The following is a 24182-nucleotide window of genomic DNA, read 5'->3' on the forward strand; positions in this document are numbered from 1 at the left end:
ATGCTCCGTTAACTGTCGTTTCCGGGCGATTTTACTTCCGCCCCTTCTTCTTCATCCAGATATCCCGGCGACGGGCAACGCCTCCGGCAGTCGCGGGGCGCAAGTAACCGTGTTCCCAGCCAACCCATACCGGCGCTAGCTGTCCGGCCGCCAGCGGATCACGCGCCACAGATATATTCCGATCAAAGCGACGACGATCAGCGTCGAAGCAGGGTTCAGCCATGCGCTGACCTGTTCGTACCTGCCTTCCAGCCAATATCCGGCAAGCGCCAGAAATGTGCACCACAGAAAGCTGCCCAGTGCCGAGAACAGCAGGAAGCGCGGGGTGGACATCCGCGCGATTCCGGCCGGAATTGAAATCAATGTGCGGATCGTCGGCACAAGCCGGCCGAAGAACACGACCGCGGCGCCATGCCGTTCGAACCATGCTTGCGCCCGGTCGAGTTCAGAGGGGGTCATGGTCAGCCAGCGCCCATGCCGCGCGATCAGCCGGCGCAACCGTTTGTCGCCAAAGGCGCGGCCAATAAGATACCACAGCCACGCCCCCGCCAGTGATCCCGCCGTGCCCGAAAGAATGGTGAGCCACAGAGGCGTACCGCCCCGTGCTGCGTTGAACCCGGCCAGAGGCATGACCAGTTCCGACGGAATCGGTGGAAAGACATTCTCCAGCAGCATGAGGGCAGCGATGGCCAAGGCCCCGCCACCCTCGAGAAAGCTGGAGATCCAGTCGAACATGATGGGGTCGTCAGCCCTTCTTCAGGACGCGATTGCCCAGAAGCTCGGCGATCTGAACCGCGTTCAGAGCCGCGCCCTTGCGCAGGTTGTCGCTGACGCACCACAGGTTCAGCCCGTTCTCGATGGTCGAATCCTGGCGGATGCGGCTGATGAAAGTGGCGAAATCGCCCACGCATTCGACCGGAGTCGTGTAACCGCCCGGTTCGCGTTTATCGACGACCAGAATGCCGGGGGCTTCGCGCAGGATGTCGCGGGCTTCGTCCTCGTCAAGGAAATCCTCGAACTCGATATTGATCGCCTCGGCATGGCCGACGAAAACCGGAACGCGGACACAGGTCGCGGTGACCTTGATCTTCGGATCGACGATCTTCTTCGTTTCGACGACCATTTTCCATTCTTCCTTGGTCGAGCCGTCTTCCATGAAGACATCGATCTGCGGAATCACGTTGAAGGCGATCTGTTTCTGGAATTTGCTGGGCTCGACCTCTTGCCCGGGCACATACATGCCCTTGGTCTGATCCCACAGCTCATCCATGCCTTCCTTGCCCGCGCCGCTGACCGACTGATAGGTCGAGACGACCACGCGTTTGATCCGGGCGCGGTCATGCAGCGGTTTCAAAGCCACAACCATCTGTGCGGTCGAGCAATTCGGATTGGCGATGATGTTCTTCTTCGCATAGCCCTCGATCGCGTCGGGATTCACCTCGGGCACGATCAGCGGGATATCCGGGTCATAGCGGTAAAGCGAAGAGTTATCGATCACCACACAACCGGATTTGGCGGCGATGGGGGCGTATTTCTTGGTCGCATCGGAACCGATGGCAAAAAGCGCGATATCCCAGCCGGTAAAATCGAACTGCTCGATATCCTTGATCTTCAATGTCTTGTCGCCAAAGCTGACTTCGGTCCCCTGCGAACGGCGCGAGGCAAGCACGGCGATCTCATCCACCGGAAACTGACGTTCGTCCAGAATATTCAGCATTTCACGGCCCACATTTCCCGTGGCGCCGGCAACAACGACTTTGTAGCCCATCGGGGCCTCCTTTCCTGCGATCGCTGGCGTTTAACGCAACGCGGCGTGGGATGGAAGGGGCATGGTCCGAAAGCTTGTATCTCGGGGAACAGGCAAAGCTGAGCCTGACAGAGGCGCAATTGCAGGAAATTGCGGGGATTTTTCCCGAGCTTCTGGAAAACTGCGCTCCTCTGGTTCCTGCCGCCGGAATATTCGCAAAGGGCGCTTTGACACGCAAACTGGTGCAGCGCAGCATAAAGAACCAGTTGCCGGTATTCGATTCAGCAACCTGAACGATGAAGAAGCCTGTCCCGGCCCGTTCGGGGCAGGACATCGTCATTGCGAGACGATATCCACGCCTTCCCCCCTTTTCATCGACGCCCATTTGCCTATGCTTGCCGACATGTTGAGAGGGAATGTCTGATGACGCAGTCGGGAATTGATTATGGCGGAATGATGCATCGCGCAATGCAGAGCCTGATTGCCGATGTACTGCGCGATGTGGCCCGGAACGGTTTGCCGGGTGAACATCACTTCTTCATTACCTTCGACACCCGCGACGAGGGTGTCGAAATGGCCGACTGGCTGCGCGAGCGTTATCCCGAGGAAATGACCATCGTCATTCAGCACTGGTTCGACAATCTGACCGTGGATGACCAAGGCTTCACCGTCACGCTCAATTTCGGCAATTCGCCCGAGCCGATGCGGATTCCGTTCGATGCCCTGCGGACCTTTGTCGATCCCTCGGTCGAGTTCGGTCTTCGTTTCGAGACTCAGGACGGCGATGACGACGAAGAAGAAGACGCGGATGACACCTACGAAGAGGTTCCCGCCGACGATGACGATCCCGACGACTCGCCCGGAGGTGGCGAGATTGTGCAACTGGATCACTGGCGGAAATAGGCCGTCACGCAGCTGTCACCTCTCTGCAATAGGCCATGTCCAGCAGCGCTGCAGGAGATTGCCATGTCGGATCTGTCGTTATTCGTCAGTCAGTTCATTCGTCGCCCGTCCGAGATTCGCTCGGTCATTCCCACTGGCCGGGCCACCGCCCGCGAAATGGCGCGGCTGGTGACCCCCAACATGCGCGTGGCCGAGATCGGCGCGGGGACGGGTACGGTTACAAACGCGATTCTGGCCCGTGGATTGCCGCCCGAGCGGTTGGACCTGTATGAATTGAACGCTGCCTTCTGCGACCATTTGCGCGCGCATTTCCCGGGCGTCCGTGTTCATAACCGGCCTGCTCAGGACATGGCCAATGAGAATGGCGAGCCATATGACATGGTGATCTCGGGCGTGCCGACCCTGCCGATGCCGGATGAGTTGCAGGCCTCGATCGTTGGTGCGGCCTTGTCGGTGATGCTTCCCGGAGCGCCCTTCGTGCAGATCACCTATGGCCCGCTGCCGCCGCTATCCGAGAATGTGCGCCGTCATTTCGGCCTGCAGCATGAGCGCAGCCGCCGGATCTGGGCCAATCTGCCGCCTGCGCAGGTCTATACATTCCGGCGGTATTAATCTTCTGCTTCGCATACAATAGCATACCGATTGCTTATCCCTGCTGCGGGGGATAAAACTCCGGCAAAACCGCGACGGAGCCATTGCCATGACCAAGACCCGCACCGAAACCGACAGCTTCGGCCCGCTGGAAGTCGACGCCTCGAAATACTGGGGCGCGCAGACGCAGCGTTCGATCATGAATTTCCCCATCGGCTGGGAACGTCAGCCGGTCGCGATCATTCGTGCGCTTGGCGCGATCAAGCTGGCGGCGGCGCGGGTCAACATGGCCTCGGGCAAGTTGGACGAAAAGCTCGGCGCGGCGATGGAACAGGCCGCCACCGAAGTGTTCGAGGGCAAGCTGAACGACAACTTCCCGCTGGTCGTGTGGCAGACCGGATCAGGTACGCAGTCGAACATGAACGCGAATGAAGTCGTCTCGAACCGCGCGATTCAGATTCTGGGCGGCGAGATGGGATCGAAAGACCCGGTCCATCCGAACGATCACTGCAATATGGGGCAATCCTCGAACGACACTTTCCCGACCGCGATGCATGTCGCCATCGGCATGATGGCGCGCGATGTGCTGCTGCCGGGACTGGAAAAGCTGCACAAGGCCCTGTTGGCGAAATCCGAAGAGTTCAAGGATATCATCAAGATCGGCCGCACCCATACGCAGGACGCGACGCCCCTGACCCTTGGGCAGGAATTCGGCGGATATGCCCATCAGGTGAAGATGGGGATCGAGCGGGTGAAACTCGCCCTGCCGCATGTCTACGAACTCGCACAGGGCGGCACGGCCGTCGGCACCGGGTTGAATACCGACAAAGGCTGGGACACCGCGATTGCTGCCGAAATCGCGAAAATCACCGATCTGCCCTTTGTCACCGCGCCCAATAAATTCGAGGCATTGGCCGCACATGATGCGATGGTGTTCTTTTCGGGTGCGCTCAAGACCGTTGCGGCTTCGCTGTTCAAGATCGCCAATGATATGCGGCTGCTGGGATCCGGCCCCCGCTCGGGTCTGGGTGAGCTGATCCTGCCCGAGAATGAACCGGGCTCTTCGATCATGCCGGGCAAGGTGAACCCGACGCAGGCAGAGGCACTGACGATGGTTTGCGCCCATGTCATGGGGAATGACGCCGCCGTTGGTTTTGCAGGGTCGCAAGGGCATTTCGAGCTGAATGTCTATAACCCGATGATGTCCTATAACGTGCTGCAATCCATGCAGCTTCTGGGCGATGCCGCGTCATCCTTTACCGACAACATGGTTGTGGGGACGAAGGCCAATACCGCGCGGATCGAGAAACTGATGAAGGAATCGCTGATGCTGGTGACGGCACTGGCGCCGACCATCGGCTATGACAACGCCACCAAAGTGGCCAAGACCGCACATAAAAACGGCACGACTTTGCGCGAAGAGGCAATTGCGCTAGGATTGGTGGATGGCGAGACATTCGACAGGATCGTCCGACCCGAAGACATGATCGGCCCCAAAGGCTGATCCCGGAGGAGATATGAAGGCGCTACCGCAACTCATGTTTCAGCGTGATCTGGCCGAGGTCATCCAGCTTTGGACGCAGGCATTTCCGGATATGACCGCGACTGAACTGGCGGCCAAGGGTGAACCTCGCCGGGTCAGCGTGAATCCGGCCGGGCAGGAGTTGATCCTGTTTCACAGCCCGGTCAGCCATGAGTTCGACTTCACACCTTCGATCTCTATTGTCGTGAGTTGCGAGCGGGCGGATGAGGTGGATCATCTGGCCGGGGTGCTTGGCGACGGGGGCAAGACCTTCATGCCGCTGGACAGCTATCCTTTTTCGCCGCGCTTCACCTGGATCGCGGACCGCTTTGGCGTCAGCTGGCAGCTCATGCAGCAGCCCGAGGGGCAGGGATGAACAAGCCCGTCAATCTTCGGCAGCACCGCAAACAGCGCGCGCGGCAGGAGAAACGGGCGCAGGGCGATGCGAATGCCGCGAAATTCGGCGAAGCGAAGCATCAGCGGAAGGTGCGCGACAGTGAGGCGCAGCGAGTGACACGGCTGCATGAAGCGCATAAACGCGATGATTGACCTGCCGCCGATGACCCCTCCGCTGAAGCGGTCGGTCACGATTGACGGCCATCGGACATCGGTGTCGCTTGAAGATGCGTTCTGGCAGGCACTGGGCCAGATTGCGGAACGGCGCGGCGTGACCCGCGTCACGCTGATCGGCCAGATCGACCGGTGCCGCGCGCCCGAGATCGGGCTGGCCACGGCGTTGCGGCTATTCGTATTGGCCGCGTTTCAGGAGCCGGGATCCCAGTGACGTCCGCATTGCCGGCGACGGTTGCGAGACTGGATTGTCATGATATCGGATGGCGGTGGTTGCGTAAAATGCAAAATTAATTACGCAATACGACAATCAGATAGCAACATTTTCGCCTATCTTTGCCGGGACGGCGCGGCGCGCCCTTGTCGCCGGCCGATCCAACAACGGAGGGGATGATAATGAAGCGCATTCTTGCAGCCGGTATTGTGGCATCGCTCGCGGCCGGTCAGGCCAGCGCGGCGGATGATCCGGCTACCTGCCAGGCACCCAGTTTTTCGGATGTGGGCTGGACCGACATCTCGGCGACGACGGCAACGGCGGCGCGAATTCTTGAAGGGCTGGGCTACGCGCCCGACGTCTCGGTCCTGTCGGTGGCGGTGACATTCGAGTCGCTGAAACAGGGCGATACCGACATCTTTCTGGGGAACTGGATGCCGGTGCAGGAACAGATTCAGCCGCCGCTGGTCGAGGCGGGCGATATCGAAATCATCCAGACAAACCTGGAAGGTGCCAGGATCGGTTTTGCGGTTCCGAAACATACCTTTGACGCGGGGCTGAAGACCTATTCCGACATTGCTGCGTTTCGTGATCAACTGGGCGGCAAGATCTACAGCATCGAGGCCGGCAGCAGCGCCAATGCCACGATACTGGATGCGATCACGGATGACACATTCGGCTTGTCCGAGTTCGAACTGGTCGAATCCAGCGAACAGGGAATGCTGGCGCAGGTCGAGCGCGCAATGAACGGGGACGGGGATATCCTGTTCTTCGGCTGGCGGCCGCATCCGATGAATGTCCGCTATGAAATGGAATACCTGACGGACGGAGATGACATGTTCGGGCCAGATGATGGCGCGGCCACTGTGCTGACCGTTTCCCGGGCAGGCTTTTCCGAGGATTGTCCGAATCTTGGCAAGTTCCTGAAAAATCTTGTCTTTAATGTCGAGGCCGAGGATCTGATGATGGCCTATATCCTTGACGAAGGGCTGGAGCCGCGCGACGCTGCCGAACGCTGGCTGTCCGAGAATCCGGAAGTGCTGGATGCCTGGCTGGCCGATGTCACCACGCTGGACGGCGAGCCGGGCCTGCCCGCGGTGCAGCAATCGCTAGGCCTGTAGCCGCCGCCGCGCGGCCGAGGGTGGATGCCCGTAATGCCGCTTGAACGCCCGCGATAGTGACGCGACCGAGGAGAAGCCGGTGCGCACGGCGATCTCGGCCATGGACAGGTTTGTATCCACGGTCAGCCGCCGCGCGGCCTGCAACCTGAGTGACAGGTAATAGGCGCCGGGGGAAATTTGCACGACGTCGCGGAACAGCCCTTCCAGCGTGCGCACCGAACAACCCGTCCGGCTGGCGATGGCCCGGACGGGCAGGGGCGCATCCAGATGCTCCTCCATGATCCGTACGGCGGCGGCCAGACGAGGCTCCTGCTGGCCAACCCGCCCCATCGAGACAAGCGGTTGCGCATCCGATGGCCGCCGCGTCTCGTCATAGACATAAAGGCTGGCGACATTCAGTGCGGCGGCGAAACCCTGCCGCGCCCGGATCAGTGCCAGCATGAAATCCAGCGCGGGCACGGCGGCGCCGGTGGTCAGAACCGGCCCGTCCACGATCCAGCGATCCGGGATCACCTGCACCTGCGGAAAACGGGCGGCGAAATCCTCGAAATCCTCCCAGTGGGTGGTGGCGCGGCGGTCGTCCAGCAGACCGGTCATGGCCAGAACCCAACTGCCTGCCTCGACCCCGCCGACCATCCGCGCATGTCTTGCGCCCTGCCGCACCGCCGCGACCAGCGCCGGGCTGGCATGGCGGGTGGCGTTGAAGGCGGCGACCACGATCAGCAGATCACATCCCTCGCGCGGGTCGAACGTGGCGTCGACCTGGACCTTCAATCCGCAGCTTGTGGCGACCGCCTGCCCCTCGAAGGAGACCACTTTCCAGCGATAGGAACGCTCGCCCGTGATCCGATTCGCCGCCCTCATCGGGTCCAGCGTGGCAGCAAGACTCATCAACGATGCCTCGGGCAGCACAAGGATCGTGACGGTCAGGGGCTGATCGGATTGCTGTAACACCATCTTTGCGCTGTTTGTCAATTTGATTGCGTTTTACGTTAAATGCGTAATTCCGCTTTGCGTCAAGTTGAACCTGCATAATCAGTGAGGAACCGCAGATGCCGCTTACCCCCAACCGAGAGGTGTTCATCACCTGTGCCGTCACCGGCGCGGGCGACACGACGGGCCGGTCGGACAAGGTTCCCGTCACCCCTGAACAGATCGCCGATGCATCAATCGCCGCCGCCCGCGCCGGTGCCGCCATCGCGCATATCCATGTTCGCGACCCTGAAACCGGCAAGGGCTCGCGCGATCCGGCGCTCTATCGCGAGGTGGTCGAACGTATCCGCGATTCCGGCACCGACATGGTGCTGAACCTGACCGCTGGGATGGGGGGCGACCTTGTCCTTGGCTCGACCGAAGCTCCGTTTCCCACCGATCCTGCCGGCACCGACATGGTGGGCGCAACCGAGCGTCTGGTTCATATCGCGGAACTGAAGCCCGAGATCTGCACGCTGGACTGCGGCACGATGAATTTCGGCGAGGGCGATTACGTGATGACCAACACCCCCGCCATGCTGAAGGAAATGGCGCGGCAGATTCAGGCGCTTGGCGTGCGCCCCGAGATCGAGGTGTTCGATACCGGCCATCTGCTGCTGGCCAAATGGCTGAAGGCGCAGGGGGTGATCGATGATCCGGTGATGATCCAGCTTTGCATGGGCATTCCGTGGGGCGCGCCAGATGATCTGGGCACGTTCAAGGCCGTCGTGGACAATGTGCCGGATGACTGGACCTTCTCGGCCTTTTCGATCGGGCGCAACCAGATGCCCTATGCGGCTTTGGCGATGCTGGCGGGCGGGAATATCCGCGTCGGGCTGGAGGATAACATCTGGCTGGACAAGGGCGTTCTGGCCACGAATGAGGCACTGGTAGCCCGCGCGGTGAATGTGGTGCAATCGCTGGGGGGGCGTGTTCTGGGGCCTGCTGACACACGCGCCAGGCTGGGGTTGGAGAAACGCTGGTGAACGGGACCATTGCAAAGGCCGCCTGTATCGGCGGCGGTGTGATCGGCGCGGGCTGGGTGGCGCGGCTGATCCTGTCTGGCGTGGATGTCGATGTCTATGATCCTTCGCCCGAAGCCGAACGGGTGGTGGCGGAAGTTCTCGCCAATGCCCGGCGATCCATGCCGCGCCTGCTGGATATATCCTTGCCACTCCCGGGACGGCTGCGCTTTGCCTCCAGCGTCGCCGATGCGGTGGCAGGGGCCGAACTGGTGCAGGAAAGCGTGCCCGAACGGCTGGATCTGAAACGTTCCGTCCTGACCGCCATCGACGCCGCCGCTCCGGCGGATGCGATCATCGGCTCTTCGACCTCGGGGCTGCTGCCCAGCGATCTGCAACAGGGCATGACCCATCCCGAACGGCTGGTCGTCGCGCATCCCTATAACCCGGTCTATCTGCTGCCGCTGGTGGAACTGGTCGGCGGGCAGGTCACCACACCGGAAACCCTGACACGGGCGCAGGCGATCTATACCGCGCTTGGCATGAAGCCCGTCACCATCCGGCGCGAGATCGAGGCTTTCGTAGGCGACCGCCTGCTGGAAGCCCTGTGGCGGGAGGCGCTGTGGCTGGTCCATGACGATATCGCCAGCGTGACCGAGATCGACGATGTGATCCGTTATTCCTTCGGGCTGCGCTGGGCGCAGATGGGACTGTTCCAGACCTATCGCATTGCCGGAGGCGAGGCCGGGATGCGCCATTTCCTGAGCCAGTTCGGGCCGGCTCTGAAATGGCCATGGACCAAACTGATGGACGTGCCAGAGATGGATGAGGCACTGATCACCCGCATCGCCGATCAGTCCGATGAACAGGCCGCCGGTCTGTCGATCCGGGAGCTGGAGCGGATCCGCGACGATAATCTGGTCGCGATCATGCGGGCGCTTGCGGCGCAGCAGGGCGGGCGCGGCTGGGGTGCGGGCGAATTGCTGCGCCAGCAGGAAGCGGCGTTGCGGAAGGAAAGCACGGCTGAACCCCTGCAACTGGTCAGCGGCACCGTTCCCGCCGAGTGGATCGATTATAACGGCCATATGACCGAACATCGCTATCTCGAGGTTTTCGGCAATACCACCGATGCCCTGCTGGAGCAGATCGGGGTCGATGCCGATTATATCGCCTCCGGGCGCAGCTATTACACGGTCGAGACTCATATCATGCATCTGGGCGAGGCCCGGCAGGGTGCGCATTACGGCACGATGACGCAGATCCTGCATGCCGATGACAAGCGGCTGCATGTCTTTCACCAGATCCGCAACAGGGAAACGGGCGCGATCCTTGCCTCGGCCGAGCAGATGCTGCTGCATGTCGATGCAAAGGCGAAAAAGGCTTCACCCGCCGCGCCCGACCTGCTCGCCCGGGTGACTGCGCTGGCGCAGAGCCATGCGGATATGCCCCGCCCCTCCGCGATGGGGCGTCATGTCGGGCAAAGGTCAGGCTGACCCTGCCCGGCCCGCCTGTGGAGTATCGGGCAGGGTGATGGCGGCGAGGGCCGCCATCACTCATATTGCATCCGTTACTCCAGTGCCGCGGAAACCGCGTCGAAGAACACCATTGGATCGATCGGCTCTGCTCCCAGTGGCTTCGGTTGCGCCATATGGGTTGCGATGACGATGTTCTTCGTCGGGTTGATATAGATGTTCTGGCCCTGAATGCCGATTGCCGCATAAGCGCCGTCGGCTATGGACTCTTCAGTCCATCCCGGCCACCACATCAGCCCGTATTCGATTGTCGATCCGTCATCCAGTTGTTGCGGCTTGCCGGCGGTTTCGGTCCAGCCTTCCGGCAGCACCCGTTCACCGTCGATCACACCGCCATCGAGGAAAAACTGTCCGAAGCGCGCGAAGTCCCGCAATGTGGCCGAGATGCCGCTGCCGCCGATCTCGATGCCATCGGGCGAATCCAGCCACCAGTTCGCGTCAGCCTCCATTCCGTAAGGCTGCCAGATTTTCTCGGACAGGTATTCGGCCAGCGGTTTGCCGACCGCTCCATGGACGATCTCGCCCAGGACCTGTGTTTCGCCGGTGGAATAGACATGGACGGTGCCCGGCTCGGCCGCACGCGGCAGGGCAGCCATGACCTGCATGGCGGCGCCCGGCTTCTGCGCGATCTGCGCACGAAGCAATTCGCGTCGGTCGGAGTCCGGGTTGGTATAGGTTTCATCCCATTTCACGCCCGACGCCATGATCAGGATGTCGTGGATGCTGACGCCCTCATAGGCACTGCCCGCCAGGCTGGGCACATAGTCCACCACCATGTCATCCACGCTGCCGATAAGCCCGTCCTCGATGGCTGCGCCGACAAGGGTCGAGGTGATCGACTTGGCGACCGACATCGACATCCAGCGCGTTTCGGGCGTGTTTCCGCGTTGATAGGTTTCGTGGACCACCTGACCGTCCTTCAGGACGATCAGGCCGGTCACATTGTCCAGCGAAAGGAAGTCGAAGAAATCATATTCCGTCCCGTCGATATCAAAGGCCACCTTGCCGGGCAGATCCTGCGGTCTCTCTGGCAGATCGCGAACCGCATCCCCGGCCGGAATGCTGCGTACCGGAAAAAGCCTGTCGATATTGCGAAACGTACTGACGGCGAGATCGGGGGTCAGGTGACCGTCATATATCTGTTCGACCGTGCCGATCTCTTCGTCGGCATGGGGGTAGTTCTCGGCCATTGAAAGACCGGGCCACGCCACGGACAGCGCCATGACCGTCAACAGCATCCTGTGCTTGCCCGAAACGCGCATTCCTTACCTCCCTGATTTTCTCGATTGGTTGCTTAATCTGTGCGGCTTTGCAAGCTGCGGACGGATTTTGCCGATGCGTCCGTGTCGGGCGTGTCGCGGTCGATGCGCGATATGCGCCTCCCGGCGTGGTTCCCTGACGGCGGCGGGTATGGCCGCGGCCTGTGCGGGCGGTCGGAATTCTGGCGCTTGATGTCGGATCGTTGGCGCAATCTTCGCGGCAAGCTGGGCAGAATGGACTGGACAAGGAACCCAGTGACGCACCCCAGACAACGTGAACCAGGAGAACGTGCTGATGCAGAAAGAACGGATCGCAGAGCTGCTAGAGCAGCGGCAGCCGGGATATTCGCTACCGCGCGACTTTTACGTCGATGACGACATGTTCCGCGCCGATATGAAGGCGGTGTATGAAACCGACTGGCTGTTTGCCTGTTCGACAGTCGAGATCCCACGCCCCGGCGATTATCTGACCCTGCAGGTGGGCGATAACCCGGTCGTGGTGCTGCGCAACCGTGACGGGGGCATTTCGGCGTTTCATAACACCTGCCGCCATCGCGGATCGAAGCTGTGCCTGAAGGACAAGGGGCGCGCCAACCGGCTTGTCTGTCCCTATCATCAATGGGTGTACGAGCTTGACGGCAGCCTGATTCATGCCCGCCAGATGCCCGAGGGTTTCGATACCACGCAGCACAGCCTTACCCCGGTGCATGTCGAACTGGTCTGCGGCATGGTCTATATCTGCCTTGCCGACACGCCGCCGTCGCTGCATCGCTTTCGTGCCGGTGTCACGCCTTATATCGCGCCCCATATGCCCGACCGCACCAAGGTCGCGTTTACCTCGACCATCGTCGAGGAGGCCAATTGGAAGCTGGTGATCGAGAATAACCGCGAATGCTATCATTGCGCGGCAAACCACCCGGAATTGCTGGTTTCGATGGTCGAGTTCGCTTTGCCGGATGACCCGCAGGTCGCTGGTCGCTTTCAGGCGTTGATGGATCGCTCGACCTCGCGCTGGGATGCGCTGGGCTTGCCGCATCAGCCGGCGGAGGGCGGTAATGAATTCCGCTGCATCCGCCTGCCGTTTAACGAAAACTGCATCTCGTTCACGATGGACGGCACTTCTGCCTGCAAGAAGCTGCTGGCCGATTTTACCGAACCGGATCTGGGTTCGGTCAGGATGTTCAGGGTGCCGAATAACTGGAACCATTTCCTGTCCGATCACATCATCCATTTCCGCGTCTTGCCGATCTCGGCCAACCGTACCGAGCTGCGGACCACCTGGCTGGTGCATGAGGATGCGGTCGAAGGCGTCGACTACGATGTCGAGCATCTTACGGCGGTGTGGCTGGCGACCAATAGCGAGGACGGCGAACTGGCCGAGAACAATCACCGCGGCATATTGTCCCGCGCCTACCGGCCGGGACCCTATGCGCCGTCGGAATTCATGCTGAACCATTTTACCGATTGGTATGCGGGCAAGATGGCCGAGTATGCGGGCGTCCGGCATACCCGGTTTGCGGCCGAGTGACGCGATGGATATGAGGGTTCCGCCCAAAGGGCAGCTGTCATTCGCCTGCGTTTCGGTGCGTGATGAAACAGCGTCGATCAAGACTTTCCGCCTGCGGGCGGGGTCCGGTCAGGTTCCTGTCATCCCCGGTCAGGCATTGGTGCTCAAGGTGCCTTTGTCCTCTGGTCCGGTGTGGCGCAGCTTCACCGTGTCGGGGGTGCGGGATGGCGATCTGGAACTGACGATCAAGGCGCAGTCCGAGGGCGGGGCGACCCGTTGGCTGCATGATAATTTCATCGCCGGATGTCAGGTTGACGCGCGTGCGCCTCGCGGCGATTTCACGCTTGCGTTGCGGCAGCAGCCGGAACTTGCCTTTGTTTCCGGCGGGTCGGGGGCCACGCCGATGATGGCCATGCTGCGCGAGCTGGCCGAAACGGAACCGCAGGCCGATGTGGCGTGGTTTCATGCCGCCCGTGATCCTGACGAAGTGCTGTTTGCCGCCGAACTGATCGAATTGCAGCGCATCATGCCCCGGCTGACAATCGCCGTTACGGTCAGCCGGACCGCGCCGGGCTGGTTCGGATATCGCGGACGCCTGAACCGCCGGCTGATGGCCACGGCAGTGCCGGATTTCGGCCGGCGCGAGGTATTCTGCTGCGGTCCGCAGGGCTTCATGCAGGAGACGCAGCTGATCCACGCAGCCGAAGGCGGCGCAAGTTCACGGTTTCATACCGAAAGTTTCGGCGGTGATACCGGTCCGGTCGCGACCCCGGTCCCGGCAAGTCCGGTGGGTGTCGCCGGGCCTTCGTTTCAACTGAAGGTGAATGGCCGGATTCTTGCCGCCGCTCCGGATGAAACATTGCTGCAGGCCAGCTTGCGTCAGGGTGTGGTCATCCCATGCGGTTGCGGCGAAGGGCGCTGCGGCACCTGCATGGTTCAACTGGTATCCGGCGACATCACCGCCAGTCCGAATGGTGGCATTACCCAAGAAGAGGCGGAAAGCGGCTATATCCTTGCCTGCTCGAGCCGCGCGACCTCGGATGTCGAAATTTCCATGAACTAAGAGAGCATCATGCAAAAATCTGCTTTCCACTGCCAAAGACCCGGGGCGTCGCGCCGCAGGCAGGCCGGGACAAGGCAATGATTGCCGATCCCAGATCCGTCGCAGGCAAGCAGCTTGTGATCGATGAGACGACCCGGATTCTGGTTGTCGGTGCCGGACCTGCCGGGGTGGCTGCCGCGCGCGCGGCGCAGGCGGGCGGTGCGCAGGTTGTGCTGATCGATGAAAATCCGGTTCCCTATGAGACGATGGCCGAGCATGTGCCGCAGATCTGGGGCGGAAGGATGGGCGGTGCGGTTCGCAACCGCAATGCCATACAGGAACAGATGCTCGATGCCAGACCTGACCTGATGCAATTGTTCGAGGCGGGTGTCGATATACGTCTGGGAACGGCCTGTTGGGGGCTGTTCACCAATCAGGCCAATCTGGGCTGGATGCCGGGGCGGGTGGCCGGCCTGCTGGATATCGAGAAAAACAGCCATCTGATCGGCTTTGAACAGGCGATTATCGCCACCGGACGGCGTGACATGGGACTTGCCTTTCCCGGCTGGGATCAACCGGGGGTTATGGGGGCCAATGCGGCGCTCACATTGTCGCGGCTATACGGTGCACTGGACAGTAAACGCGCGGTGATGCTTGGCGCGACATCCGAGGCCCTTATCGCGGCGCTGGATTTGATCGCTGACGGTATCGAGATCGTGGCGGTCGTCGAACAGGCGGCCGCATCCGTGGCTGACGAACAATTGGTCAGACGAATTCACGATGCCGGTATCGAGATCATGCTGAATGAAGCGCCAAGAGGCGTCACCTCCGATGCAAACGGCGTCACCGGGCTGGTTTTGCAGGACCGGACGATCAGTTGCGATACCGTCATTCTTGGGGTCGGCGCGGTGCCGATGATCGATCTGTTGCAGGCCGCCGGGGCGGATTGCCGCTTTGACGGCATGCGCAGCGGCTATGTCCCGGCACTTGGCGCCGGGTTCGAAACCAGCCTGAAAGCCATTCGCGCGGTCGGTGATTGTGCCGGGATCTGGGCGAAGAAATCCGCCGATGCCTCACTGGCGGAAGCCGAGGGGCGGCTGGCCGCCGCAGCAGCACTTGACGCGATCGGATTGGCCGCCGCCGCGCCTGATATCGCCGTGCCCCGGCCGGAACGTTCCGGCGATCCCGCCGGTGACGATCTTGGCGATTATCGCAAAGCATGGGTTCATGCGTCTGTGATCGGAGCGCCATCCGGAACCCATGTCTGCCAGTGCGAGGAAATCACCGCCGCAGAGCTCCTTGATGTCAGCCCGCCCCATTACCTTGATGTGCCGCGACTGCCGAATAGGCAGCGCAGTCTGGCCGAGATCCTTGGCGATGGCCCCCCGGATCCCGATCACATCAAACGGTTGACCCGTGCGGGTATGGGCCCCTGTCAGGGTCGCCGCTGCCGCGAACAGATACAGGCATTGCTGGCGCTGCACGAGGATCTGCCGCTGGCAGCGGTGCCTTTGGCTGGATATCGCAGCCCGGTCCGGCCGATGACGCTGGTTGCGGCCTCGCTGCCCGAGGATCCCGCAATCGCCGCGGTCTGGGATTCCTGGTTCGGAATGCCGCGCCAATGGGTGCCTTATTGGGAGGTCGATGAAAAATATACCGTCGCCTCGCTTGCAACGGAAAAAGATCATGTCAGCGAATAACCCTGTTACCGGTCTGGAAGGCGACGCGCCGCGCGGTGCAGCCGTTGTCATCGTCGGCGGCGGCGTCACCGGTCTTAGCGCGGCATTCTGGCTGGCCGAAGCCGGTGTCGATGTGCTGGTGCTTGAACGGGGCATCGTGGGCTGGGAGGCCTCGGGGCGCAATGGTGGCGGCTGCTCGCACCATCACAGCCCGCTTTTTGCGGAAGAGCAGCGGCTTTGGCCGATGATGGACGAATTGCTGGGCTATCCGACCGAATTTCGCCCTGACCGTATCCGCATTTCCCTGAGTCCCGAACAATCCCGGCTTTACGGCCGCGCGGTAACCAATGCCCGCAAACAGGGCTTTCGCGCCGACGATCTGGATGCGCAGACGGTACGCGAACTGGTGCCTTTGGCGGGCGATAACGTCCATTCCGGGCATTATTACCACTTCGGCGGCCATGCGAACCCGCACCGGACCGTGCAGGCATTCGCGTGGGCGCTGCGGGATCGCGGCGGCCGGGTGCGGCAGCATATCCGCGTGACCGGCTTCCGGCAGGCGGGTGGCCGGGTGACGGCGGTCGAAACCGATCAGGGGGTGTTCGGTTGTGATCATCTGCTGATTGCCGCAGGTCCTCAGACCGGTCAATTGGCGGCGCGGCTGGACGTGACCATCCCGATGCGCTCTGCCCGGGCCGAGATGATCGTGACAGAGCCTTTGCCGCTGATGCCGCTTGGCGGGATCGATGGCAACGGGCTTTACGGCCGTCAGACGCTGCGCGGCAATCTTGCCTATGGCGGCGGTCCGCATGAATGGGTCGAGACCGAGGGAGATTCGGGTGGCATACGGCCCTCGACGCCTCTGGCGGGCAGTATCGCGCGCCGGGTGGCCGAGCTTTTGCCGAAGGCCGCCCATGCCCGCGTCATCCGTAGCTGGTCGGGCATTATCGAGAATACCCCGGATGGCCGCCCGGTTCTGGATAATCCGGCCGGTCCCGGCAATCTGACTGTGGCGACGATGTCCGGCGTGGGTTTTGGCCTGTCGCCGGCCAGCGGACGGGCATTGATGCAACTGGTCCTGCAAGGGCATTGTGATTTCGCCGATATTTCCAGTCTTGGGCTTGACCGTTTCACTGCATTGGAGCCGGATTGGGCGGAATTGCAGGGCTGGCTGCCCGCCGGGCTGGCGGCCGTCTGAATCCGGCCGCTTGCGGATGCATCGGGGGCCGGTCAAGAATGGCGGATCGCCGCCAGGAACGAATGATGTTTTACAGCACCATCCCCGAGCCTCTCTGTTTCGCCTTTCTGATGATCGAAGGGCAGTCCATGATGAGTCTGGCGTCCGCGACCGAACCGTTGCGCGCCGCCAACCGACTGCTGCAACGCGAAGCTTTCCGGTGGGAATTGTGCAGCCTTGACGGTCATCCGGTGCAGGCCTCGAACGGGTTGCCGTTTCATGCGGAGCCGGTCGAGATCGGTTTGTCCCGCAATCACGCCATATTCCTTTGCGGCGGATTCCGGGTGAATCCGGTGGATGAACGCCCTTATCTGGCGGCGATGCGCAAGGCGGCGCGCGGCGGGCTTGCGATCGGTGCCTTGTCGACGGCCAGCCATCTTCTGGCGCGGGCGGGACTGCTTGATGGCTATCGCTGCACCATTCACTGGGAAAACCGCGCCGCTTTCGAAGAGGATTTTCCGCATCTGTCGCCCACCGGCACGCTTTACGAGATCGACCGCAACCGGCTGACCTGTTCGGGCGGGACGGCTGCGATGGATCTGATGCTGCGGATCATCTCGGATCGGCATGGGGCGGATCTTGCACAATCGGTGGCCAACCAGTTCCACCATGAAAGAATTCGCGCCGCGAATGAGGATCAGCAAGGCGGGAAACTGCAACGGATGAATGCACTTCCGCAGCCGCTGCAAAACGTCATCCGGCAGATGCAGGGCAATCTCGAGACGCCCTTGCAAATTGATGTCCTTGCCGAGGCATCGGGTCTGAGCGCCCGGCAGCTTGAAAGGCTGTTCCGGTTCTATCTGGGAATGACGCCGGTGCGATATTACCTGTCCCTGCGAGTCGAGCGGGCGCGGGAAATGTTGCTTTATACCGAACAATCCATTATGGATATAGCTATCGCAACCGGTTTTGCCTCGACCTCTCATTTCTCGAAATGGTTTAAAGAATTCAATAGTATAACTCCAACAAAGCTGCGGATGAGAAGCCGTCTGAAGCGTGATCGGGAACTGCAGGACAGGTTCGTGTCCGGTGATCCGGGCTGATCCGCGCGGGCGTATGACTGACGTGGCAAAGCATGGCCGGGCCTGTATCGGCATCCCATGCATGAGCAACGTTCTGCGGAATGTCCGTCCAGCCCGCCGGAAGGCCGCTATTGGTTCAGATGGCGGATTCATGCAAGCTGATGGCGGAAATGCGTAACGTTGCAAAGGATGATCCGCGTTATCCCTGGTAAACCGCTGACCAGATCGTGATCCGAGCTCAGAGGGGGGTATATATGGAAGTTCTAAGTTTTATCGCAGCCAATTGGCTGGTGATCCTCGGGTTGGCGGGTGAGCATCTGTCGATCGTTGTTGTCGCAGTCGGCCTTGCGATTCTGACCGGTGTGCCGATCGGCATTGCCATTACCCAGAACAAGCGGGTCGCCAATGTGATTCTTTATATCGCCTCGATCATCGTCACGATCCCGTCGATCGCATTGTTCGGGCTGATGATTCCGGTGCTGTCAAAGATCGGGCAGGGCATTGGCTGGCTGCCCGCGGTGATCGCGATCCTGCTTTATTCGCAATTGCCGATCATCCGGAACACCTACACGGCAATCACCAATGTCGACCCGGCCCTGCGCGAGGCGGCGATCGGCATGGGAATGACGCCGATGCAGCGCCTGATGCGGCTGGAAATTCCCGTTGCCCTGCCGGTCATCATGGCCGGGGTTCGGACAGCGGTCGTGATGAATATCGGTGTCGCCGCAATCGCGGCTTATATCGGTGCCGGCGGGCTTGGGGTACTGATCGCCCGCGGCATTTCGCAAACCGATCCGCGCCAGCTGATCGCGGGAGCAGTCGCGGTGTCGATCCTTGCCATCGCCGCGGATTGGGGATTGCTCAAGCTGCAGAAGCGGCTGACCCCGGCCGGCTTGAAACGTTGAACCAGACGGGAAGTCATCAATCAGAACATCGCAGAACAAACAAAATCAGATAACAGGGAGACAGCCATGATCAGGATCAAGCCACCCACCGTTGGAAGTGATCACCATTCCCGGGGTTTCAAAGGGCGCGTTTCTTTTGTGACGGCCGGGGTATCAGCATGATCCGCCTTGAAGACCTGACCAAGATTTTCAGAACGCCCAGCGGCGATATCGTTGCCGCCGACCGCGTGAACATGGAAGTTCCGGAAGGCGAGATCTGCATTCTGCTGGGGCCATCAGGCTGCGGCAAAACCACCGCGCTGAAAATGATCAACCGGCTGATCCCGCCCACCAGCGGAAAGATTTTCATTGGCGGCAAGGATACGTCACAGCTCAACGATATCGAGCTGCGCCGCAATATCGGCTATGTCATCCAGCAGATCGGCCTGTTTCCGAACATGACCATCGAGGAAAACATCTGCGTCGTGCCCCGGTTGCTGCAATGGGACATCAAAAGGGCCAAGACCCGCGCCGCAGAGCTGCTTGACCTGGTCGGTCTTGATGCCCGCCAGTATCTCAAGCGGTACCCGAAGGAATTGTCGGGCGGCCAGCAGCAGCGCGTCGGCGTGATCAGGGCATTGGCTGCCGATCCGCCGGTGATGCTGATGGATGAGCCTTTCGGGGCCATCGATCCGATCAACCGCGAGATCATTCAGGATGAATTCCTGAAGATGCAGTCCGAGCTGAAAAAGACCATCATGTTTGTCAGTCACGACATAGATGAAGCGGTGAAAATGGGTGACAAGATCGCCATTTTCCGGGCCGGAAAGATCGAGCAATATGCCTCGCCCGACCAGATCCTGGCGCATCCCGAAAATGCCTTTGTCGCGGATTTCGTGGGCACCGACCGCACCCTGAAGCGCCTGCGCCTGCTGACCGCCGAAGAGGTCGCCGACCGGAACGCCCCGATCACCTCGCGTTCGACCAAGGTCGAGGACGCCCGGCAGGTTCTGGCCGCATCCAAAGCCCGTTTTGCGGTCGTGATCGACGGCGAAAACCGTCCCGTTGGCTTTATCACCGCGGATGAAATGCGCGGAGCGTCCGGTACGGTTCGCGAATTGGCGAACAGGCTGCCCGCAACGGTTCCGATCCGTGCCGATCTGCGCGCCGTGGTGTCCGAAATGTTTGCGCATGATACCATGTGGCTGGCCTGTACCGATGACAACGGCCGTTATGCCGGGGTGATTTCGCAGCCGGATGTGACAACGGCGCTGCGCGCGACCTATGCCTCTGCGCCGGATGCCGCGCATGATCCGGGGGCGCCATGACACAATCTCTGGGCATGGGACGCATCGCCTCGTTCTTTCTGGTCTTTGCGCTTGGGATATGGGTGTCGGCCTCGGGCCTGACCGAGTCGATTGCCATGTATTGGGATGATATCGTTTATCTGACCAAACAGCATCTGGTTCTGGTCTGTTCATCCGGCTTTGCGGCAATCCTGATCGGGGTGCCGGTCGGCGTGTTGTTGTCGCGCCCGTCGATGGAGAAATATGCCGAATCGATCATGCAGATTTTCAACGTTGGCACCACAATCCCGACGCTGGCCGTCGTCGCCTTGTCGATGACGATTCTTGGCATCGGATTTCCTCCGGCATTTTTCGGATTGTTCGTTGCGTCACTGCTGCCGATCATCCGCAATACCTATGCCGGACTTCTGACCGTGCCTGCGCATCTGAAGGAGGCGGCAACCGGCATGGGCATGACCCGGCAGCAAATCCTGTGGCGGGTCGAGTTGCCGAATGCGCTTTATGTGATCTTTTCGGGTATCCGCACGGCCCTGGCGATCAATGTCGGCACGACGCCGCTGGCGTTTCTGATCGGCGGCGGCGGGCTGGGAGAGCTGATCTTTACCGGTATCGACCTGATGGATACGGGCATGCTGCTGGCCGGGGCCATTCCGACCGCGGCCCTTGCCGTCGCCGTCGATTTCCTGATGGGGCAGGCCCAGTTGCGGCTGATTCCGAAAGGCGTGAACCCGCTTCGTTAAGCAAGATATAATCCAGCAAAAACAAGGGAGAATAAGATGAATATCAGCATCAAATCCGCTTTGACCGGGATTGCCCTGACCGCATTCGCGTTCAGTGCTCAGGCGGCGGACATCGTTGTGGGTGGTAAAAACTTTACCGAACAGCAGCTTTTATCGGCCATTACCCAGCAGGTTCTGGAGGCCAAGGGACACAAGGTCGATAACCGTTCCGGCATGGGCTCGGCTGCCGTGCGGCAGGCGATGGAGAACAAGCAGATCGACGTTTACTGGGAATATACCGGCACGTCGCTGATCACCTATAACAAGATCGAGGAAAAGCTTGATCCCGAGGCGACCTATGAAAAGGTGAAGGAGCTTGATGCCGAGAAAGGCATCGTCTGGCTGAATCCGTCCGAGGCCAATAATACCTATGGGTTCGCGATGCGCGCCGATGACGCCACCGAAAAGGGCATTGCCACGATTTCCGATCTGGCCAAGTCGATCAATGATGGATCCGGACTGACCTTTGCCTCGAATGCCGAGTTTTATGCCCGTTCGGATGGGTTGAAACCGCTTGAAGAGGCATATGGCTTTGAATTCGGCCGCGCCAATGTCAAGCGCATGGATACCGGGCTGGTCTATCAGGCGCTTAATGATGGACAGGTCGATGTCGGACTGGTTTTCGCCACTGATGGCCGCATCCCCGCCTTCAACTTCACTATGCTTCAGGACGATCAGGGCTATTTTCCCAGCTACGCCCTTGTGCCGGTGATCCGTGACGAGGTGTTGGAGGCCAATCCCGATATCGGCGAGGTGCTGAACGAGGTTTCGGCCAAGCTGAACGACGAGGTCATGGCGCAGCTGAACGCCAGCGTCGATGTCGAAAAGGTTTCGATCGAGAATGCCGCGGCAAAGTTCCTCAAGGATAACGGTCTGATCTGACTTCAAAAACCGGAAAGGCGGTATCCCTGCCTTTCCGTCTTCCCCCTCGGCCCTGAAGCATTCTCGGTAAATGCCGGTATTGTTCTTGTGTCCGGAAAAGCATGAAAACGAAGAATTGCAGCATGCCGATGTTTCAGCGAAATGTCGGAATGCTGTAACGCCAAAAGGCCCCGGTCATGAGTAACCGTACCACCCTATCCGTCGGCGCTGCACAATTTGCCAGTGTGATCGGCGATATCGATGCCGGTATCGCATTGCATCTGGACTGGATTGCGCAGGGTTGCGCCGCCGGGCTGGATCTGCTGGTTCTGCCCGAATTGTCGCTGAATGGTCATCACGGCACCGAATGCCTGCTTGAGACCGCAATGTCGCGCAAGGATCCCCGCCTGGGAAAGCTGGCCGAGGCTGCGGGGCCGATGGCTTTGGCCCTGGGTTTCATCGAAGAAGGCCCGGCCGCGCAGTTCTATAACTCTTCCGCCATCCTCAGGGACGGCAAGCTTGTTCACCTGCACCGCAAGGTGAATATCCCAAATTACGGCAAGCTTGAGGAAGGCAAGCATTATGCCTCGGGGCGTTTTGTCGAGACATGGGCGCTTGACGAAAACTGGCGCGCCGGGCTGCTGATCTGCGCCGATGTCTGGAATCCCGCCCTGACCCATCTGGCCTTTCAGCATGGCGCAACCATGCTGATCTGCCCGGTCAGTTCCGGGATCGAGGCTGTGGGCGCGGAATTCGACAATCCGGGTGGCTGGGCACTGACCTGCCGGTTCTATGCGATGATCTACGGCGCTCCGGTGATCATGGTGAACCGGACCGGGACAGAGCGTGATCTGACCTTCTGGGGCGGCTCGCGCATCGTCGATCCTTTCGGGCGGGAGCTGGCCGTGGCCGGAGCGGAAGAAGAACTGATTACCGCCACACTCGACTATGACCAGCTTCGCCGTGCGCGGCATCAACTGCCGACCTTGCGCGACAGCAATATCGCCTTGGTCCATAACGAGACGGCGCGCTTGCTTGGCACTCTGGGTGTGCCTGATTTTCTGCGCGACTGAGGCCGATCATGACACTGGCTTTTGCCGATTTCCTTCACGATACCCATGCCGAAGATCTGCCGGACGAGGTCCTGATGCTGGCCCGTCACGCCCTGCTGGATCTGATCGGCGTCGCGGCGGCAGGCAGTCAGACCGCATTGTCGCGTATTATCCGCGACCATGCTGCGGAACATTTCGCGCCGGGACGGAAATCCGCGATCATGCTGCTGGATGGCCGCCGGGTCAGTCCTGCGGGCGCGGCTTTGGCGGGCGGGATGACGATAGATGCGATGGATGCGCATGACGGCCACAAGCTGACCAAGGGCCATGTCGGTTGCGGCCTGTTCCCGGCCTTGCTTGCCATCGCTCAGGCCGAAGCCGTCACCGATGACCGCGCCTTCCTGACCGCGCTGGTGCTGGGATATGAGATCGGGACCCGCGCCGGCATCGCCCTGCATCGCAGCGCCTGCGACTATCACAGCTCTGGCGCATGGGTGGCCATTGCCTGCGCGGCAATTGGGGCGCGGTTGTTGGGACTGGACAGCCGCCGCACGCGCGAGGCGATCGGCATTGCCGAATATCACGGCCCCCGCAGTCAGATGATGCGCTGCATAGATCATCCGACAATGGTCAAGGACGGTTCGGGCTGGGGCGCCATGACGGGGGTATCGGCGGCCTATCTGGCGGCTGACGGCTTTACCGGGGCACCCGCGCTTACGGTCGAAGCCGATGACCTGTCCGATCTCTGGTCGGCTCTGGGCAGCAATTGGCGTATCCGCGAACAATATTTCAAACACTGGCCGATCTGCCGATGGGCACAGCCCGCCGTACAGGCGGCACTGATGCTGCGCGATACATATGCCCTGCGCTCCGAACAGATCCGCAGGATCCAAATCACCACTTTCCATCAGTCGCTTCGTCTGGCCTGCCGCGAGCCGGCAACCACGGAACAGGCCCAGTATTCCACCGCCTTTCCGACTGCCGTCGCCTTGGTACATGGCCGGATCGAGCCGGGCGACGTCGACGGGCAGGATCGCATGAATCCCGAAATTCGACGTCTGGCCAGCAATATGGTTATACGGGAAAGCCCCGAGTTCAATGCCGCGTTTCCTGCCCGGCGTTTTGCCGATCTGCGGCTGGAGCTGGCTGATGGCCGCGTCGTTCGGTCGGGTCCCACCGAAGCCCCCGGTGATCCGGATGCTCCGGTCACATGTACGACTGTCCGGGATAAATTCCAGCGCTATGCCACGCCGGTGCTGGGCGCTGCGACGAGTGCCGAACTGGAGGACGCCGTATCGCGGCTTGGCAGTGGCGCCGGAACTGGCCGGTTCTTCGGACTTCTGGGCGGATCGGTTGCGTTGCGGGGATGAGCAGCGCGGGTTAGTCTTTGCGGCCGAGACCGTCGATGCGACCAAGCCG

25 protein-coding genes are annotated in these 24182 nt (G+C 60.9%); 21 read left to right on the plus strand and 4 right to left on the minus strand.

Features of this window, described 5'->3' with window-relative positions:
* Window positions 1-135: 135 nt before the first annotated feature.
* Window positions 136-735, minus strand: coding sequence for a DedA family protein (locus D3P04_RS02025; protein WP_119745364.1), 600 nt, complete (start codon window positions 733-735; stop codon window positions 136-138).
* Window positions 736-745: 10 nt separating this feature from the next.
* Window positions 746-1768 (minus strand): aspartate-semialdehyde dehydrogenase, encoded by a 1023-nt coding sequence (locus tag D3P04_RS02030; RefSeq protein ID WP_119745366.1) that lies wholly within the window; start codon window positions 1766-1768, stop codon window positions 746-748.
* Between the two features lie 50 nt (window positions 1769-1818).
* On the opposite strand from D3P04_RS02030, the gene D3P04_RS02035 reads away from it, so the two are divergent.
* From D3P04_RS02035 to choX, 8 genes are all read left to right on the plus strand, one after another.
* Window positions 1819-2040 carry a hypothetical protein gene (locus tag D3P04_RS02035; protein WP_119745368.1) on the plus strand — a complete coding sequence of 74 codons (222 nt, stop codon included), beginning with the start codon at window positions 1819-1821 and terminating at the stop codon, window positions 2038-2040.
* Window positions 2041-2170: 130 nt separating this feature from the next.
* Window positions 2171-2650: an SspB family protein gene (locus D3P04_RS02040; protein ID WP_119745370.1), complete on the plus strand. Its 480-nt coding sequence runs from the start codon at window positions 2171-2173 to the stop codon at window positions 2648-2650.
* A 63-nt stretch (window positions 2651-2713) separates the two neighbouring features.
* Window positions 2714-3262 (plus strand): class I SAM-dependent methyltransferase, encoded by a 549-nt coding sequence (locus D3P04_RS02045; RefSeq protein WP_119745372.1) that lies wholly within the window; start codon window positions 2714-2716, stop codon window positions 3260-3262.
* An 88-nt stretch (window positions 3263-3350) separates the two neighbouring features.
* Window positions 3351-4745, plus strand: coding sequence for a class II fumarate hydratase (gene fumC, locus D3P04_RS02050; RefSeq protein ID WP_119745374.1), 1395 nt, complete (start codon window positions 3351-3353; stop codon window positions 4743-4745).
* Between the two features lie 13 nt (window positions 4746-4758).
* The gene (locus tag D3P04_RS02055) at window positions 4759-5139 is read left to right on the plus strand and encodes a VOC family protein (protein ID WP_119745376.1); all 381 of its coding nucleotides are present in this window, start codon (window positions 4759-4761) and stop codon (window positions 5137-5139) included.
* Window positions 5136-5312 carry a DUF4169 family protein gene (locus D3P04_RS02060; protein WP_119745378.1) on the plus strand — a complete coding sequence of 59 codons (177 nt, stop codon included), beginning with the start codon at window positions 5136-5138 and terminating at the stop codon, window positions 5310-5312. Before D3P04_RS02055 ends, D3P04_RS02060 begins: the two co-directional genes overlap by 4 nt.
* On the plus strand, window positions 5287-5547 hold the full coding sequence (locus D3P04_RS02065; protein WP_232844854.1) for a ribbon-helix-helix domain-containing protein: 261 nt from the start codon (window positions 5287-5289) through the stop codon (window positions 5545-5547). The genes D3P04_RS02060 and D3P04_RS02065 overlap by 26 nt, the downstream gene beginning before the upstream one ends.
* A 182-nt stretch (window positions 5548-5729) precedes the next feature.
* Entirely contained in the window at window positions 5730-6668 is a 939-nt protein-coding gene (gene choX / locus D3P04_RS02070; RefSeq protein WP_119745381.1) for a choline ABC transporter substrate-binding protein, read from the plus strand.
* On the opposite strand, the gene D3P04_RS02075 is transcribed toward choX, so the two are convergent.
* Window positions 6657-7625, minus strand: a complete 969-nt coding sequence (locus D3P04_RS02075) for a GlxA family transcriptional regulator (protein WP_119745383.1) — start codon at window positions 7623-7625, stop codon at window positions 6657-6659. The two genes, choX and D3P04_RS02075, sit on opposite strands and share 12 nt — an antisense overlap.
* 95 nt (window positions 7626-7720) lie before the next feature.
* Here D3P04_RS02075 and D3P04_RS02080 point away from each other — a divergent pair, with 95 nt between their 5' ends.
* The gene (locus D3P04_RS02080; RefSeq protein WP_119745385.1) at window positions 7721-8626 is read left to right on the plus strand and encodes a BKACE family enzyme; all 906 of its coding nucleotides are present in this window, start codon (window positions 7721-7723) and stop codon (window positions 8624-8626) included.
* Window positions 8623-10095: a carnitine 3-dehydrogenase gene (locus tag D3P04_RS02085; protein ID WP_119745387.1), complete on the plus strand. Its 1473-nt coding sequence runs from the start codon at window positions 8623-8625 to the stop codon at window positions 10093-10095. Before D3P04_RS02080 ends, D3P04_RS02085 begins: the two co-directional genes overlap by 4 nt.
* Window positions 10096-10169: 74 nt before the next feature.
* Here the strand turns inward: D3P04_RS02085 and D3P04_RS02090 are convergent, their stop codons facing one another.
* Window positions 10170-11396: a serine hydrolase domain-containing protein gene (locus tag D3P04_RS02090; RefSeq protein ID WP_119745389.1), complete on the minus strand. Its 1227-nt coding sequence runs from the start codon at window positions 11394-11396 to the stop codon at window positions 10170-10172.
* Between the two features lie 292 nt (window positions 11397-11688).
* Here D3P04_RS02090 and D3P04_RS02095 point away from each other — a divergent pair, with 292 nt between their 5' ends.
* The 11 genes from D3P04_RS02095 to D3P04_RS02145 all read left to right on the plus strand — a co-directional run bounded on the left by D3P04_RS02095 (window position 11689) and on the right by D3P04_RS02145 (window position 24133).
* Complete coding sequence (locus D3P04_RS02095) at window positions 11689-12921, plus strand: aromatic ring-hydroxylating oxygenase subunit alpha (protein WP_119745651.1); 1233 nt, start codon at window positions 11689-11691, stop codon at window positions 12919-12921.
* Window positions 12922-12925: 4 nt separating this feature from the next.
* On the plus strand, window positions 12926-13963 hold the full coding sequence (locus tag D3P04_RS02100; protein WP_119745391.1) for a hybrid-cluster NAD(P)-dependent oxidoreductase: 1038 nt from the start codon (window positions 12926-12928) through the stop codon (window positions 13961-13963).
* 77 nt (window positions 13964-14040) lie between these two features.
* The gene (locus tag D3P04_RS02105) at window positions 14041-15642 is read left to right on the plus strand and encodes an FAD/NAD(P)-dependent oxidoreductase (RefSeq protein WP_119745393.1); all 1602 of its coding nucleotides are present in this window, start codon (window positions 14041-14043) and stop codon (window positions 15640-15642) included.
* Window positions 15629-16819, plus strand: coding sequence for an NAD(P)/FAD-dependent oxidoreductase (locus tag D3P04_RS02110; RefSeq protein ID WP_119745395.1), 1191 nt, complete (start codon window positions 15629-15631; stop codon window positions 16817-16819). The genes D3P04_RS02105 and D3P04_RS02110 overlap by 14 nt, the downstream gene beginning before the upstream one ends.
* 62 nt (window positions 16820-16881) lie before the next feature.
* Window positions 16882-17901 carry a GlxA family transcriptional regulator gene (locus tag D3P04_RS02115; RefSeq protein ID WP_232844855.1) on the plus strand — a complete coding sequence of 340 codons (1020 nt, stop codon included), beginning with the start codon at window positions 16882-16884 and terminating at the stop codon, window positions 17899-17901.
* 233 nt (window positions 17902-18134) lie between these two features.
* Window positions 18135-18785 (plus strand): ABC transporter permease, encoded by a 651-nt coding sequence (locus tag D3P04_RS02120; RefSeq protein WP_119745399.1) that lies wholly within the window; start codon window positions 18135-18137, stop codon window positions 18783-18785.
* 158 nt (window positions 18786-18943) lie between these two features.
* Window positions 18944-20092 (plus strand): ABC transporter ATP-binding protein, encoded by a 1149-nt coding sequence (locus D3P04_RS02125; RefSeq protein WP_119745401.1) that lies wholly within the window; start codon window positions 18944-18946, stop codon window positions 20090-20092.
* Window positions 20089-20811, plus strand: a complete 723-nt coding sequence (locus D3P04_RS02130; RefSeq protein ID WP_119745403.1) for an ABC transporter permease — start codon at window positions 20089-20091, stop codon at window positions 20809-20811. The genes D3P04_RS02125 and D3P04_RS02130 overlap by 4 nt, the downstream gene beginning before the upstream one ends.
* A 36-nt stretch (window positions 20812-20847) precedes the next feature.
* A complete protein-coding gene (locus D3P04_RS02135; RefSeq protein ID WP_119745405.1) occupies window positions 20848-21732 on the plus strand; it encodes a glycine betaine ABC transporter substrate-binding protein in 885 nt (294 codons plus the stop codon).
* Window positions 21733-21908: 176 nt separating this feature from the next.
* Window positions 21909-22784: a nitrilase-related carbon-nitrogen hydrolase gene (locus D3P04_RS02140; protein WP_119745407.1), complete on the plus strand. Its 876-nt coding sequence runs from the start codon at window positions 21909-21911 to the stop codon at window positions 22782-22784.
* A gap of 8 nt (window positions 22785-22792) precedes the next feature.
* A complete protein-coding gene (locus tag D3P04_RS02145) occupies window positions 22793-24133 on the plus strand; it encodes an MmgE/PrpD family protein (protein WP_119745409.1) in 1341 nt (446 codons plus the stop codon).
* The last annotated feature ends 49 nt before the right edge of the window (window positions 24134-24182 follow it).

Source organism: Paracoccus onubensis (assembly GCF_003591515.1).
In the GTDB taxonomy this organism is placed as follows: domain Bacteria; phylum Pseudomonadota; class Alphaproteobacteria; order Rhodobacterales; family Rhodobacteraceae; genus Paracoccus; species Paracoccus onubensis.